The organism is Paenibacillus sp. FSL R10-2736 (assembly GCF_038000245.1).
Lineage (GTDB): Bacteria > Bacillota > Bacilli > Paenibacillales > Paenibacillaceae > Paenibacillus_AQ > Paenibacillus_AQ phytohabitans.
This window is the reverse complement of the sequence record NZ_JBBOBN010000001.1, coordinates 3,250,889-3,264,507: the sequence shown is the minus strand read 5'-3', so window position 1 is coordinate 3,264,507 and position 13,619 is coordinate 3,250,889. Positions and strand designations below refer to the sequence as shown.

Sequence of the window (13,619 nt, the reverse complement as noted above, 5' to 3'; positions counted from 1 at the left end):
GCATCAGCCGGTTAAACCCGCAGCCCTCAGGAAATGACTGACAATCTCACTTTGCAGCCGCACCCTTAAGGAGAAATCAAGACTCCAGCAGGTTTCCACTGTAACGGCTCTCGCTCCGAGCAGACGCTGCATAGCCATCCGTGAAGTCCCGGCGCGCTCGCGGCGGCGGATATTGAAGCGGTAAGCTTTATTCGGAACCGACAAGTTCATCTTCTTCACAATATGCTTCGACACACCTGCCTCCCGGCTAGCCGGGCTGATAATCAGCGTCTGCCCTACGCGCCGCGGATTAAGCTGTGACAGCCCGTTCGCTTCATGCAGATCCAAATACCAGGATGGATGATAACGCGCAGCGAGTTGAAACACCGCTGCTGACAGCGGATGTCTAGCCTTAGCGCCTGTACCCACCGGGAAGGTACGGTTCAAATCAGGTATGCCGCGGATACCCTTCCGCCGTGCGGATACATTCACCAGCGGGACAATAATCAGCTTCCCTCTGCGCAGAACCCACTCTCCGCGCTTGAACCGGTTTACGATCCCCTGTGCCGCACGGGTACTAGCCGGTTCATTGCCATGAACGCCGGAGATGATCATAAATACAGGACCGGGCGCTGCACTGCTAACGACATAATAAGGTGTGGCATAGGGAGTTCCTGCTGCCAGCATATGCTTCTCGACAGACACCGCGTTTCACCTCCGTTTACGTATGCAGAAGTACATTCGCTTTATTCTGTAATGTATGCGGATCGCCAATGGTGGATTGGACACATAGACTGGCGCGGCAAAAAGCCGGGTATAGTCCAGACGGACCTTACCCGGCTTCTGTGTTCATAACGGTTATTCAATGAAATACAACCTGGTTTTTTCCGTTGGATTTCGCCTCATAGAGCGCCTTCTCCGACCCGGCAATGAACTCTGAAGTACGGTCCGTTGTAAGAGGGACTTTCAGCAGACCGCCAATACTTACGGTGACCACGCCTTCTTCTTCATAACGGTCGCGGGGAATTTGCAGATCATAGACACCCTTGCGCACAGCTTCGGCCAGCTGCTCCGCCTCTCCGGCGGTTGCCCCGGACAAGGTCAGGATGAAGGCTGCTCCGCTGAAGCGGGCGACGAAGGCGCCGTGCTGCTTGCTGATGATGTTCAGTACATCCGCCACCGATTGAATACACAGATCTCCGCCTTTTAACCCGTGGACCGCATTATAAGAATGGAAATCATCGATGTCAATAGACAGTAATAGAAGTGGCTCCTGCGCGCGCAGGCAATTTTTCCATGTACTAGTGAGCTCGTTCTCGAACGCCAGCCGGTTCGGCAGATCCGTTAAGGAATCCGTTGTCAGGTAACTCTGCAATTGGGTAGTTACACTGGTGTAGGCTTCACCTTTCGCATCAGCGTTAGCCCCCTTACTCAGAACAGCCATGACGGAAGGTTTGCCGCCGTGGATTACAGAGGCCAGTGTCAGGTTCATGTCCAGCGTCAGTCCATCCGCATTCTGAAACTGTCCGCTGCCGGTTACGAACTGGCTCTTGTTCAGGGTGAGCTCCGAGAAATACTGACGCAATGCAGGACGGTATGATTCGTGCACATATTTCAGGAACGGCTGACCCGTTAGGGACTTGCCCTTCTCTATAGCCATCAGGTCCAGCGCACGGTTATTGCTATAGACGATAAGATCATCGGTAATCATAAAGAAAGCTACCGGTGACAGCTCCATCAGCTGGAGATAACGTTGTTCATTATGACGCAGACTTCGTGCATTCTGCAGTGCCTGTTCCTCGGCCTGACGCAGCTGATTCTCCGTCTGTCCGCGCAGGATAGATTTCAGCTGAGGCAGAATGTTGAGATGCTGCTCTTTCCAGGGAAGTGAAGTAGACTGAACGACCTGGCGCCATTTCTCAAAAGATTTCCGGGGAGACAGACGCATCCCGTCATTCTCCTGAATGACAGCCTTGGCCGGATCTCCTGCCCAGTCCACAATCTCTACAACTTCTGGTCTGAACCAGATCATATAGTTCTGCTGTCCGGGAGTCAGAGCCAGATACAGCACGCCGGAGGCTTTGTCCTTGTAAGCTTTGGCTGATTCATATTCCAGACTGAGCCTCGAAGTACAGTAAGTGTAGTCCCTGGCTTTACCGGCCAGCCAGCCCGCAAGCTCCCGTACCTGATCCTGGGAAGGCGTAACCCCGTACAGCATCAGCTTGTCCTGGTAACATACCGCTGCTCCTGAAGCATCCATTAGCGCAAGCAGCGTCTGCTCTTCCTCTCCCAGCTGCTCAATCACCCGGAAGGAGCTTGAATTCCCTGTGAATACATCGACAATCCGCGTCGCTTTGGTCCGCAGCTGCAGCTCTGTCTGATACGTATCCAGCTGCTGGCGCTGGTACAGCTCACTGGAGAAGAAGGAACCCAGGAAATTGCACAGATTGCGGATGCGATGCGGTACATACTTTGGCGAATGGTGATGGCAGGTGATCAGTCCCCAGAGCTTGTTATTATGAATTAACGAGATGGTGGTAGTCGCTCCAACTCCCATATTCTGCAAATATTCGATATGCAGCGGGGAGACACTGCGCAGGATCGACAGGCTGAGGTTCAGCGGCTTGCCGGTTAGGGGCTGAAGCACCGGGATAATCGGTACCGGCGTATAGTGAACATCCACGATGGTCCGCAGCCAGTTGCGCAAGTACAGCTCACGCGCCTGCTTGGGGATATCCGATGCCGGGTAGTGATGCCCGAGGAACGGTTCCAGACCTTCCTCCTTCGCTTCAGCTACAACTTTCCCGTTCCACTCGTCATCGAATTCGTAGATCATCACGCGGTCATAACCGAGCATTTCCTTGACCTGTTCAGCCGCTGCCTGACTGGCTTCAATCCGGCCTGCAGTCTGCTTCATACGGCCGAAGAACGTGCGGATCCATTCAAAATCATTGGCTCCTGCACCCTCCTCTTCTGAGGCAGGCTCCAGCTCGACAATCATCAGCCCTTCACTTTCGTGAATAATGCTGAAGAAATCGGTCATCTCTCCTTCAACTTCAATCTTCAGGACAATATATTGTAAATCTGCGGTTTCCTTGGCGTTCACACTGCGCTCCAGTAAGGCCTGAAGCTGACTATCGCCTACCAGCTCAGCCATAGAAGTTCCAAGCAGCGTCTCTGCAGGAATTCCCAGCAGTACATCTGTGTTCCGGCTGGCCTGGACAATAAGATTGTCCTTGCCCTGCGTCACTGCCAGCAGCACGCCATGCGGCTGAATAAGCCCGGGAATATGGATCGGCTCCTTGTCGCAGTTCGTGAGGTCCAGCGATTCCTTCAGTTCCAGACCGGCTTCGTTCAGCAATGTGCGGTTGAGCGGATCATTTTCGTTATGGGCTTTAGAGTCTGACATGGTGCAACGCCTCCAATGAAGTAAAAGATTTCTATGCATACATTATGCGTAGTTTCATATTATCTTATTTTCAGCAGCGTTAACAAATCGCGCGTACGTTAGGAGAAATTTCTATCTGGGAGGGCCGGGTTATTTCCGGGACAGATGTATACGAAAATCCCGCCAGTTCAGAGCTGGCAGGAGAATACAATCAACGGAGCTTCTTCGCTATGCCTGGAATGGAATAATTATGTATAATATTTATGGATAGAGGAAAGTCTTAGGAGGTTGAATCATATGGAAGAAGTACGGATACAGAAGCATGACCGTTCCGTGAGCTTCAGAGTTGCAACAGATGCAGGGGAATTTATCGTCTTTGATATGTCACTTTCCAGCCCAACCCGTAACCGCACCCTCTACAGCGGAAAAGAGTTTAGTCTGGCTTGGGCAGCCGCAGAAGCGGTTCTGGGTGAAATCGCAGTCCCTGATGAACTCTTGAAATTTGCAACAACAGTCTGATGCCCCAGAGTTGACCCCTCAACAGGGGTCTTTATTATTCATATACGAGGTGACCGTAAATGAGAAAATACGAACGTTCAGGCAGAGACATTGTTTCTTTCCTGCTGGGATTTGCGTCAGTGCTGATCATTGCCTTCTTCGTTATCCGGTATGTTCTTCAGAATGTTTCGTTTGGGCCTTAGGGGTAGCTGAGAAAACCCAGTCACTAATTAGCTTTGAAATCTTGTACGTAATACAACTCGGACTCAAATATATGTGGGAATTCGTAAGGTTTGTTGTATGAAATACAACAATTTCCAAGCACAACAGCATGAATACGGGGAAATCCTGCATTTTGTACAACATTTTTCGTTTAAGCTCAATATTGAGAGAAGAATGTTGTATTTCGTGCAGGATTTTTGGGATTTACCCTCCATTGAAAGTAAAGCTTTCTCATTTCACGCAAAAAGGAGCATTGGGGGAATTCTATAGTCAGCTAAATAGAGTGTATTCAAGTTAAATACTCACACATTATTGCTTATTACTAAACAATTTTAATGAGTTTTGTGAAACACAATGAAATCATCTAAAGGATAGATAGTGATTAATTTTGTGATTTTTGTAGAGTGCTCAACAAATTAATATACGTTATATTTTCGGCACCCTACCTGTCAATCTAAGCATCTCCAGTTTCCGCTGCAGCTCCAGCTGCCATTCGTGGTCGTGAGTTGCTCCGGCCAGCAGGGACTGATTTTGAATCATCAGACAGTCCCAGCAATATCTGGCGTTCTCCCGCAGGCAGTATTGCAGCTCCTTAGCCTCTTCGATCGTCAGAGGCCCAGCCATATTAATATGAAAGATCTCTGCTAAGCGTAAATGTACCGGCAACATCATAAATCACTCTCCTGTATCATTATCCTAATACATTATATGCAAGTGTATCAGAAAGATGATACGCGTATGAGGATATTGATACATTTATTTATGTGATGTATACTTTTGGAAAAAGGAGGCTTGTCCGTGATTAAGAATAACGTCAAGGACATCATGGACCGGCAGAATAAAGGGATACGAGGCACTGCGAGGGAGACGGGGTTAGCCATCAACACTGTATCGGGGCTATATCATAATACATCCAAGCGTGTGGATTTTGAAACGCTGGAGAAGCTCTGCAAACACCTGAAGGTTAGCACTGGAGAACTCATTGAGTACATAGAAGAATGAATTTTAAATGAGGGATGTGGTTTTATGAAATGGAAATACGGTCTTTTTGGAATGGATAAATATGATCTGGGTGGCGGAATGAATGATATGCTCTTGTCCTTCAACACTTATTCTGAGGCTGAGTCTTATCTCAATAGCAAGCATAATTTAAAATACGATTATTGGGAACTAGTCGATTTCAGTACTTTGGATAGGCACGATATCAACAGTGAAAACCCTATGGTATCCATTCAGCAGACTATTAATAAGATTGAGGAGTAAGTTTTCTCCACTCAAAAAATGAAATCCCCCGTCAGAAATATCCTGGCGGGGGATTATTTATGTAATGACCCTGATCACATCATCGATCTTAATCCAGCTGAAGTCCTCTTCCATTTGAAACTTGATTCGACGCAGCTGCCGATCTACTTTCACCACAACCCCGCGCACCTTCAAATCCTTGTAAGGATCAAACAAAACAATTGTCATCTGCTCCTGCTTCAGCAGTGAGTACCCCAGCGCCTGGTCAATCAGCTCCCATTCATCGGAATCGATCACGGGCCTGCTGCGCCGTCCCTGCTCCTGCATTTCATGCCTCAGCTGCTGCACGTGCTCTGGCAGCATGAATCGGCTACCTTCCCATACACTCTCCAGTTTCCTTGCCATGGTGTCTGCCCTCCTAGTAATCGGTCCAATAATCTATATTCCCCGTCAATGGTGCTTGCTGTGGCTTGTGTGGGCCTGCCGCAGCATGATCTTTAAACGGGACGTCCCTTTCCCATGCCTCGATCACAACGGCGGTCTCCACCGGCTGCTTGACATCCCACTGAATGTAGTGCTGTTCGACCAGCTGCAGCATGCCCGCTTTAATTGCTGCCGGCCTGCGGCCACTCAGCCGTTTCAGTTCAGCTAGATTAGGCATTCGGTGAACGTGTCTGTTAAACTGGAACATTATCCGGAGCAGCTTGCGGGCCGTATCATCCAGCATGGCGCGTCTCGACAACCGGTCTCCAGGATAGGATGCTGGCAGCCAAGAACACCCGAGGCGCGCCGGTAGTGAGGCAGGTGGCCCGAATGCGGCCGTCACGGATGCCGACTATTTCAATCTTCCGCTGCGTGATCTTGCCTACTTTGTCCATGTATATGATTTCGATGGTTTGGCCGATGCTCATTTTCATGATTGATCGCCTCCAATAAAATAAGAACGTTTGTTTGTATTATAACCAAACAAACGTTCTTATACAATTACGAGAACATTTCTTTATTTCCACATTTATGTACTTTAGATGAACTTAATCATATATTACCATATTTAAGAAATTTTGCTTTGACTTATTTTTTCAATATTTTAATATTGTTAATGCATGGAAATATAATTATTTCCAAATCAATATAATAGAAAGGAGCAATTGTACATATAGGGGCAGCAAACAATAAAAGACTCATCGAAGAAATTTAAATTGCCGGGGGTATACAATGAAAAAGATAGTTGTAGTTTTAACAATTTTAATGTCAATATTAATAATTGCACCGTTTAGCAATGTTAATGCAGCTCAAGACGCTCCGATTAATTTGATAGCTGGACAACTTGGTAATATGACTGATGGTGATTTGAACACTTTTACATTATTACCATCTGTGCAGTCGCTGCCGTATAATTTCACATCAGTAAAGGCAAAGAGCTTTAAAGTCACGTACAGTTATACAGGCAGTTACAATACCACTTTTCGGACGTACGAAAATAATACATGGACAAATCACAGCATGCCGAAGTCTGCCAGTATTACATCAATAACTGGGAGCTTCGGAGGTGCGACAGTTAATATCAGTAAATTTGAAATTTTTGTGCTCAACGATAATGTAAAAATCTATGAAGTCGAATTTTACGGTGATACCGATATCGCAACACCTACACCAACAGCAACACCTACACCAACAGCGACACCTACACCAACAGCGACACCTGAACCTACACCTGAACCTACACCTACACCTACTCCAACACCTGCGTTGGAACCTGCTCTTGATGTAAATATCGCTCCTGAAAAAATCGGGGTAGGTAAGGAGTTCACAGCAGATATATCCCTTAAAAACGTGAAGGATATCTATGCTGAAGATTTTGAAGTTAAATATGACAAAGAACACCTACAGTACCTTGGATTCGAAGAAGTAACCGGCTATAAGGTATACAACACTTCAACCGATCTCAATGGTAATGTACGATTTGTAGTTGCCAGCCAAGGCGAAGATTACGGTATCAGTGAAGATACTGTAATTTTAAAGTTGAAGTTTAAAGCCAAGGCGATAGGCACAGCAATTGTAGATTCTACAAAAGCACGTATTGCAGACACAGAAGACGAGTATGACCTTAAGACGGATAACTGCCTGCAAGATAGTATTATCATAGAGGCAACTGACGTCAATAAATCAGGAAAATATACTTTGGTCGATCTTGCGATTGACGCCAGGTACTTCAAGTATTTCGCAGCGGACGTTGATCCGGTGAAGTACAATGCGCAGCAAGCCGGTGATGAATATGTTAATGATGATGACCTGCTTTTTATAGTTGATCAGATTTTAAACAATCCAGATTACTTGCCTAATACTTAATTAATGAGACAGAAACAGACCCGTCAGGCATAGGCCCGGCGGGTTATTATATTTATGCTCTAAATTCAAATCGATCTCGTCTAAACCAACTTCCGCTGATCTTAATCATGCCCGCATGATACCCTTCTGCTATCCCACCATAATCATTGATACGACCTTCTGGGTAATCATCATATTGATGCCAGACGGATACCTTGGCCTGTAACATGGCCGCAACCATGAAGTCTGCGTCACTCTTCAGGACTTTGTATGTAGTACTGATGAATTAACACTTCCTCTTCTTCCAATATCTTTTGATTAAATGGACCAGAACAAATCCCATCAGCAACAGGATAAGAACGGTTATCCATAGTACTATTGGGTTTCCAACGGAAAAGTATGTATCTCTATACTGATAGTTATCATTATTCATGAGTATAGAATAAATCATATGGAACATTATGGATATGTGGGTAAGGAAACTTTTCCTAAACGCAAAAAAACACCCCACCATTGCAGGCAGGGCAATCTAAGAGAACATACTATTCAGCAGAATATTCGTCTACGCTGAACGTAAGGATCTTATCGAAGATCATATAATCCTTTCGACTAGTGAACGGCCCTTTATTGTTCTCAAGCTTATCAATGGCGTATGAGGCTGTGCCTGAACCGGCCTGCTTATTTTCGTACCAAGCAATGAAAGCATTTACTTCATCCATGCTAAGATCAAACTCTTTCTCAAGGCCAGTGGTCATCGTTACAACCAGGATTGCACGGTCGCCGGTTGGTTGTTCTGGAGTTGGAGTTGGTGTTACTGTTGGCTCCGGAGTTGCTGTAGGTTCTGGTGGAACGGTAGGTTCAGGCGTTGCGGTAGGCTCTGGTGTTGGCTCTATTGTTGGTACGGGTTCTTCAATAGTAATGGTTTCCACGGTTTTTAGAATTCCGTTTGTTGCTCCAGTGGTACCACCAATAATATACAATTGACCATTTACTACTGCTGCACCACTCTGGTATCTACCAGTAGTCAAATTCGTAAAAGTCGTTACATTGTTTTCCAGTGGATCGTATATCTGAACTGCAGTAAGGGACTTCTCTCCTCCCAAAGTATAAATTTTTCCGTTAAGTGTTGCCACTGCTGTTGCTGCTGTGCCGGTTAGTGAATTCGATTTTGCTAACCAAATGTTTGAAATCGGATCATATTCATATATTGAACTATTATAAGCATTAGTTGTGCCATATGACTTCACTCCACCTAATAAAAAGATTTTTCCATTATAGGCGGCTGCGCTTGGCGCATTAACAGCTACAGGTAATTTAGTTTTTGTTGACCAGACTCCCGTTGTTGTATTTAATGCCTCAACGGTTGATACAATTGCGCTGCTTTCATTTATTCCACCTACGACATAAATGTTGTCCCCAATTACTGCGGATGCAGCCCATGATCTCCCCACGGTCATCCGTGTTGACGTAGTCCAAGTATCAGAATCAGGGCTGTAAACCTCCACTTTGGGAGTTCTTAAAGTGACACCACTCGAATTGTCGTAATAACCTCCAATAACATAAATCTTATCGCCCACAACTGCTGCGGTTGCAGCAGCTCTTGCAGTAGGCATATCACTTTTTTTAGACCAAGAGTCTGATGATGGATCATAAACATATGTAGTTTTTTGTTTTGTGCCGTTAGCTGCTTCATCTGAGTTTCCTACACCCCCAAAAGCATATATCTTTCCTCCATATTCCACTGTTGCTGCTCCGGATCTCGCTTCTGGAAGGCTGGTTTTTGAGGTCCACACATCGCTAGATTCTGCAAATCCTGAAGTGGCACTAAACAGAGATCCAAAGATCATAAGTATTGAAGCTAACCAAATAAATTTTCTCTTCAAAAAATCCAACTCCTTTAATATGTATACATAAAGCCTACACTAAATAAAGGCGAACAAACAGTCTGTTTCTCGACAGGAATTTACAATACACTTAAGGGTTATTGAGGTAAAATGTGGAATATAGTCTATGAACAGAAAAAAACCCATCAACCATTTAAAGGTTAACGGGCTTTTGCCGATGCTTTCGGACTGCACGCTTCGGTGCTTCCAATACGTGTAATAATACAATATCACATTTGGAACATTATGTATATGTGAACATATCACGGGTAAAGGAGAATTAACCTAAATTCAAAGAAATACCCCACCAGCACTGATGGGGCATTTCAACTTATCTATACCTTTTTTTCATTGTTGTAAAATCGTTGAATTTTGTAGTATTGAAGTTATTCGCATACCATAATTAATTGACCTTTCTGAATCACAACCACCATTAGTGTGAACACCTACGATTTTACCATTTGGAAACTGTATAATCGCAGAACCTGAAGATCCTCCCAAAGTATCAATATCGCTATATCCTATTTTTTCTCCATCTAGTACAGACAATGGTCCCGCTTCTATTTTTTTTGTTTTTCCTTCCGGGTGCTGAATTATACAAAGCATATCATTAATATTAGCATCTTCTTTAGAAACCTGGATAAATCCAAACCTTTCCCCAGGATTACCATTTAGTCTAATTAGTGCAAAATCAATAGATCCTTCTCGATATTCTAATAATTCAACAACTTGATAAGACTCTTCTTTTCTTAGAATTCCAGATGAATCTTTCTGAAAATTAAAGTTAACCTTCATATTTAGTGCAATTTCTTTAGGTAAGATAGGATTATTTGTTCCATTTATACGCGGAACCATCCAAGTACCTGGATCAGAATCAAAGCAATGTCCTGCTGTTAGAAATAGATCCTTTGATATGAGAGTGCCTGATCCCCAACGAATATCAGAAACATTTCCAGGATTGCTATATTTAGAAGCCAAATCATCCATCCATTGTATTTGCCCTACTTTAGCTTGTAAATTATCCACAAACTCTTTAGGGACTCCCAAACGACCATCATAACTTTCCACGTCCTGTAAATCTTCCACTCCACATATCGATTCTAGTTCATTTTCCGACACATACACTACAGGTCTTGTGTTGATTTTATTAGTGGATAGTGTATTTACTCTCAAATCCTTGGTTTGTATGTTCATAATATATTCTCCTTTGTAATTTGATAAGTAAATGATGCTCATAGAATAAAAAAATAATACACATCGAAAATAAAATTATATGGTTTATTAGGTATATATTGGTTCATGGAATAAAGACACAACATTCGTTTCAAAATAATCATTGTATCAAAAAAAAGACAATGGAGATGATAAGATTGGCTGAGTTAACACCATATGAAAAAGTTGCTTCTGTAATAGGTTCTGAAATGGATAAAGCATGGGGAAACATTATGCAAAGACTTACTTCCGGGGATACTGAATTTAGTGCAGAATCAGGGGCATTAAATAACGAGGATATCAAAAATTTTTTCTCGGAACTCGGTGGTGCAAATTTGACAACTGAATTCTTTAGTTCCAAGGACAAAGGAATAACGAAGAAATATAATGTCCACGCTCTGTCTTCTGGAACAAATGAGGGCGGGAGTATCACCGTTGGAGCAAGCTGGAGTTTCTAAATTTCTTGATTTGTCAGATTCATAACTGACGAGAATAAAAAAGCCTCTCCCATTATTGTTAATTAAGTAAAATACGCTGCCATCTATGAATGGCAGCGTATTTTACTTCCACTAGATCAATTTCACCTAAGCTTTGAAGTTTTTGAAGAAAGAAATAAGAGCCTTGTTCGCCAGACCTACATTAACCAGCATAGTGATTACGTTTAGTTCAATTTTGGATTTATCGGCCGAGGTAGTGATGATCCCGGCGTCCTTAGCGGCCTGTATTGCCTTCTCATAGTCCTTCGCATATGTTTCCTCGCCAGAGATATTCAAACGTTTCTCCAAGGCTGCTAATCGTCCCTCTTGTTCCTCAATTACTTGCTCCAGCTCCGTGATTTTACTCATATCCTCACTTGCCTCCCCTTGTAATTTATCTATGACGGCATAAGCCGCCGCTACCTTTGTTGCCGCCGGTTGTTGTCCTGCCCGCAGCAGAGTTGTGCTCAAGCCGAAGGTTATCTGCAGGTGGGGGAGATCCTTAAAACTGGTCCAATCTCCGCCCCATTCAAAACCTAGCTTGTTAGCCTCATCTACGACTTCCATCCAGTCCGCAATGCCGTCTTTATCTACGTCAAGTTTGGTATCCCAGGAAACGACACGGCCATCATTAAGCAGCAGCGCGAAATCAATAGCCACCCCGTAGTTATGGTAACTGGTTCCGCCCCGGGCATTGGTGACCTTTGGCTTGTCCGGCTGCGCCTTTATGTGCGATAATCCTGCTTTGTTAAGCTCTGCCTGAGTCCGACCTTGAGCAAATAGGCCATTCTGCTCTGCAATGGTCCGCAGCCCTTGGGTAATGACTATATTGACCCCTCGGGCGTAACATCGTTCAATGAGAGCCACCGTAGCCGTTTCGACGACAGGATGAAGCCCTTTAAGGCGTGACTGAGATTTAAGCTTTACCTTTTCAAACGTGATCGCCATTACACGTCACCGCTCTTTTGTGCCTGCTTGACTAACTGGTTACCATATACAGCCACAGCTCCGCATAAGATACCCTGTAAAAAGCTCTCAGCGGTAAAACCCAGCGTGAGCGATACAAGGATAATGGCTGCTAGGGTAACAAAGTAAATAATAGTCCAGTCTGGTACCCGTGGCGTTTGCTTCAATATATAGCCGACAACCCAACATACAGCGACAATAGCCAACAGCTCCGGCTTAATAAAATTTGCGACTGCATTCCATTCCATTACACTTCACTCCTTTGTTTGTGAATCTCACTGATACGCAGATGGGCCTGTTTTGCTGATTCCTCTACTCGTGTCACTCGTTCGGACAGCACATCAGTGCGCTGTCCCTGCACTCGAACATCTGCCCGAATATCATCCACACCACGCTTGATGTACTCGACGTCTGTGCGCAATGCAGCACCGCTACCGGCCTCTTGGGCAACATCCTTTTTAAATGCAGAGGTACGGGTTACCCACCCAAGTACAACTCCGCTCACTGCAGCGACTATAGCCGTAATTGTTGTAATCTCCACCTGATTTCCCCCTATAAATAAGTAGCCCTCAGATCACAAAACACAATCTGAGGGCCAAAATAAAAACGCCTCAATGGGCGCTGCCGTTTATCTCTACTCAACTTCCAGGATTGCGGCCACATCCGGCCGGATAACCTCCGGTACCTGCTCCAACGTCTTCAAGCCCTTACGGATCAAGCTTGCATATACTTTAGCCATTGTCTACTTCACCTCCCTCTGCGGGCGTCTCTGGCACTTCCGGCTCTATCGGCTGCTGCCCTGCAAGTACCAGCTCGTACAGCTCCGTGATAGCAATCTGAGCGTCTACCGCCTCCTGCTTAGTGTCCTGCAGCTCGGCCTTGGTCGCCTGAAGCTCTTCATAGCTCTCAGTCAGGGCGACTTGGGTATCCATCAGCTGCGCCTTCGTCTCATTCAGGCGGGACAGTGCATCCGCAAGCTGCTGCGCGGTGTCTGCGGCTCCGGCCTCTACTGCCTCCAGCCGTCCCTCTAACGGGTTAGGCTGCTCCCCTGGGTAAGTAAATTCAAGGGTGCCGCTGTCCGGATTAACCCGGTAGCTGTCGCACTCTTCAAACTCCTTACGGTATTGGCTGTATTCGAGCTTGATTACGCCGACTGTTTCCCTGACCCGCTGGGCCAACTCCTTGATGCTGGCGAAATCCTGATCTTCTGTGGTCTCCACATAGCCCCGGCCGACATACTCTCCTGTGTTGTGGATCACATTGCCGGTTGCCTTGTCATAATAAATCTTCATTCCGATTTGCATTTCATCGTCTCCTTGATTACTTATTTAACATAAATAGCCCCCGGGGATCCGAAGGCAAAATAAAAACGCCAGTGAAGGGCGTCATAGATTAGATTATGCTGAGTAGTTCTGTGTTATTGTT

Annotated in this window: 19 protein-coding genes; 6 read left to right on the top strand and 13 right to left on the bottom strand. The window is 45.3% G+C overall.

All coding sequences use genetic code 11. The features are described from left to right. Nucleotides 1-3 precede the first annotated feature (3 nt). Entirely contained in the window at nt 4-684 is a 681-nt protein-coding gene (locus NSQ73_RS14295) for a succinylglutamate desuccinylase/aspartoacylase family protein (protein ID WP_340986937.1), read from the bottom strand. 157 nt (nt 685-841) lie between these two features. After that, nucleotides 842-3,388 carry a diguanylate cyclase domain-containing protein gene (locus tag NSQ73_RS14290; RefSeq protein ID WP_340986936.1) on the bottom strand — a complete coding sequence of 849 codons (2,547 nt, stop codon included), beginning with the start codon at nt 3,386-3,388 and terminating at the stop codon, nt 842-844. 276 nt (nt 3,389-3,664) lie between these two features. On the opposite strand from NSQ73_RS14290, the gene NSQ73_RS14285 reads away from it, so the two are divergent. Both NSQ73_RS14285 and NSQ73_RS14280 read left to right on the top strand, forming a co-directional pair. Beyond that, a complete protein-coding gene (locus NSQ73_RS14285) occupies nt 3,665-3,886 on the top strand; it encodes a hypothetical protein (RefSeq protein WP_340986935.1) in 222 nt (73 codons plus the stop codon). Between the two features lie 59 nt (nt 3,887-3,945). Then, on the top strand, nt 3,946-4,068 hold the full coding sequence (locus NSQ73_RS14280; RefSeq protein ID WP_340986934.1) for a hypothetical protein: 123 nt from the start codon (nt 3,946-3,948) through the stop codon (nt 4,066-4,068). Between the two features lie 445 nt (nt 4,069-4,513). Here the strand turns inward: NSQ73_RS14280 and NSQ73_RS14275 are convergent, their stop codons facing one another. After that, entirely contained in the window at nt 4,514-4,759 is a 246-nt protein-coding gene (locus NSQ73_RS14275) for a DUF7667 family protein (protein WP_340986933.1), read from the bottom strand. A 126-nt stretch (nt 4,760-4,885) separates the two neighbouring features. On the opposite strand from NSQ73_RS14275, the gene NSQ73_RS14270 reads away from it, so the two are divergent. Together NSQ73_RS14270 and NSQ73_RS14265 are read left to right on the top strand one after the other, a co-directional pair. Then, nucleotides 4,886-5,089, top strand: coding sequence for a helix-turn-helix domain-containing protein (locus NSQ73_RS14270; protein ID WP_340986932.1), 204 nt, complete (start codon nt 4,886-4,888; stop codon nt 5,087-5,089). Between the two features lie 24 nt (nt 5,090-5,113). Beyond that, a complete protein-coding gene (locus NSQ73_RS14265; RefSeq protein ID WP_340986931.1) occupies nt 5,114-5,350 on the top strand; it encodes a hypothetical protein in 237 nt (78 codons plus the stop codon). A gap of 57 nt (nt 5,351-5,407) precedes the next feature. Here NSQ73_RS14265 and NSQ73_RS14260 read toward each other — a convergent pair whose 3' ends face one another. The 3 genes from NSQ73_RS14260 to NSQ73_RS14250 are packed head-to-tail and all read right to left on the bottom strand — an operon-like array spanning nt 5,408 to nt 6,246. Then, complete coding sequence (locus NSQ73_RS14260; protein ID WP_340986930.1) at nt 5,408-5,734, bottom strand: YolD-like family protein; 327 nt, start codon at nt 5,732-5,734, stop codon at nt 5,408-5,410. A gap of 13 nt (nt 5,735-5,747) precedes the next feature. After that, the gene (locus NSQ73_RS14255) at nt 5,748-6,071 is read right to left on the bottom strand and encodes a hypothetical protein (protein ID WP_340986929.1); all 324 of its coding nucleotides are present in this window, start codon (nt 6,069-6,071) and stop codon (nt 5,748-5,750) included. Further along, entirely contained in the window at nt 6,046-6,246 is a 201-nt protein-coding gene (locus NSQ73_RS14250) for a hypothetical protein (RefSeq protein WP_340986928.1), read from the bottom strand. The genes NSQ73_RS14255 and NSQ73_RS14250 overlap by 26 nt, the downstream gene beginning before the upstream one ends. A 298-nt stretch (nt 6,247-6,544) precedes the next feature. Between NSQ73_RS14250 and NSQ73_RS14245 the strand changes: the two genes are divergently transcribed. Continuing rightward, on the top strand, nt 6,545-7,678 hold the full coding sequence (locus NSQ73_RS14245; RefSeq protein ID WP_340986926.1) for a cohesin domain-containing protein: 1,134 nt from the start codon (nt 6,545-6,547) through the stop codon (nt 7,676-7,678). A 521-nt stretch (nt 7,679-8,199) separates the two neighbouring features. Here NSQ73_RS14245 and NSQ73_RS14240 read toward each other — a convergent pair. Together NSQ73_RS14240 and NSQ73_RS14235 are read right to left on the bottom strand one after the other, a co-directional pair. Then, entirely contained in the window at nt 8,200-9,540 is a 1,341-nt protein-coding gene (locus NSQ73_RS14240; RefSeq protein ID WP_340986925.1) for a Kelch repeat-containing protein, read from the bottom strand. A gap of 348 nt (nt 9,541-9,888) precedes the next feature. Next, entirely contained in the window at nt 9,889-10,734 is an 846-nt protein-coding gene (locus NSQ73_RS14235; protein WP_340986924.1) for a trypsin-like serine peptidase, read from the bottom strand. Nucleotides 10,735-10,910: 176 nt separating this feature from the next. Between NSQ73_RS14235 and NSQ73_RS14230 the strand changes: the two genes are divergently transcribed. Continuing rightward, a complete protein-coding gene (locus tag NSQ73_RS14230; protein ID WP_039291881.1) occupies nt 10,911-11,210 on the top strand; it encodes a hypothetical protein in 300 nt (99 codons plus the stop codon). 126 nt (nt 11,211-11,336) lie between these two features. On the opposite strand, the gene NSQ73_RS14225 is transcribed toward NSQ73_RS14230, so the two are convergent. The 5 genes from NSQ73_RS14225 to NSQ73_RS14205 all read right to left on the bottom strand — a co-directional run bounded on the left by NSQ73_RS14225 (nt 11,337) and on the right by NSQ73_RS14205 (nt 13,498). Further along, a complete protein-coding gene (locus NSQ73_RS14225) occupies nt 11,337-12,176 on the bottom strand; it encodes a M15 family metallopeptidase (RefSeq protein WP_340986922.1) in 840 nt (279 codons plus the stop codon). Further along, the gene (locus NSQ73_RS14220; protein WP_340986921.1) at nt 12,176-12,442 is read right to left on the bottom strand and encodes a phage holin family protein; all 267 of its coding nucleotides are present in this window, start codon (nt 12,440-12,442) and stop codon (nt 12,176-12,178) included. Before NSQ73_RS14220 ends, NSQ73_RS14225 begins: the two co-directional genes overlap by 1 nt. Next, nucleotides 12,442-12,735 carry a hypothetical protein gene (locus NSQ73_RS14215; protein WP_340986919.1) on the bottom strand — a complete coding sequence of 98 codons (294 nt, stop codon included), beginning with the start codon at nt 12,733-12,735 and terminating at the stop codon, nt 12,442-12,444. Before NSQ73_RS14215 ends, NSQ73_RS14220 begins: the two co-directional genes overlap by 1 nt. 93 nt (nt 12,736-12,828) lie before the next feature. Further along, nucleotides 12,829-12,933 carry a CD1375 family protein gene (locus NSQ73_RS14210; protein WP_340986918.1) on the bottom strand — a complete coding sequence of 35 codons (105 nt, stop codon included), beginning with the start codon at nt 12,931-12,933 and terminating at the stop codon, nt 12,829-12,831. After that, nucleotides 12,926-13,498, bottom strand: a complete 573-nt coding sequence (locus tag NSQ73_RS14205) for a hypothetical protein (RefSeq protein ID WP_340986917.1) — start codon at nt 13,496-13,498, stop codon at nt 12,926-12,928. The genes NSQ73_RS14210 and NSQ73_RS14205 overlap by 8 nt, the downstream gene beginning before the upstream one ends. Between the last annotated feature and the right edge of the window lie 121 nt (nt 13,499-13,619).

Coding starts and splice junctions, on each gene's coding strand:
- NSQ73_RS14245 (WP_340986926.1), top strand. CDS start 6,545: ATGAAAAAGATAGTTGTAGTTTTAACAATTTTAATGTCAATATTAATA.
- NSQ73_RS14210 (WP_340986918.1), bottom strand. CDS start 12,933: ATGGCTAAAGTATATGCAAGCTTGATCCGTAAGGGCTTGAAGACGTTG.
- NSQ73_RS14235 (WP_340986924.1), bottom strand. CDS start 10,734: ATGAACATACAAACCAAGGATTTGAGAGTAAATACACTATCCACTAAT.
- NSQ73_RS14220 (WP_340986921.1), bottom strand. CDS start 12,442: ATGGAATGGAATGCAGTCGCAAATTTTATTAAGCCGGAGCTGTTGGCT.
- NSQ73_RS14265 (WP_340986931.1), top strand. CDS start 5,114: ATGAAATGGAAATACGGTCTTTTTGGAATGGATAAATATGATCTGGGT.
- NSQ73_RS14225 (WP_340986922.1), bottom strand. CDS start 12,176: ATGGCGATCACGTTTGAAAAGGTAAAGCTTAAATCTCAGTCACGCCTT.
- NSQ73_RS14260 (WP_340986930.1), bottom strand. CDS start 5,734: ATGGCAAGGAAACTGGAGAGTGTATGGGAAGGTAGCCGATTCATGCTG.
- NSQ73_RS14250 (WP_340986928.1), bottom strand. CDS start 6,246: ATGAAAATGAGCATCGGCCAAACCATCGAAATCATATACATGGACAAA.
- NSQ73_RS14285 (WP_340986935.1), top strand. CDS start 3,665: ATGGAAGAAGTACGGATACAGAAGCATGACCGTTCCGTGAGCTTCAGA.
- NSQ73_RS14290 (WP_340986936.1), bottom strand. CDS start 3,388: ATGTCAGACTCTAAAGCCCATAACGAAAATGATCCGCTCAACCGCACA.
- NSQ73_RS14275 (WP_340986933.1), bottom strand. CDS start 4,759: ATGATGTTGCCGGTACATTTACGCTTAGCAGAGATCTTTCATATTAAT.
- NSQ73_RS14205 (WP_340986917.1), bottom strand. CDS start 13,498: ATGCAAATCGGAATGAAGATTTATTATGACAAGGCAACCGGCAATGTG.
- NSQ73_RS14280 (WP_340986934.1), top strand. CDS start 3,946: ATGAGAAAATACGAACGTTCAGGCAGAGACATTGTTTCTTTCCTGCTG.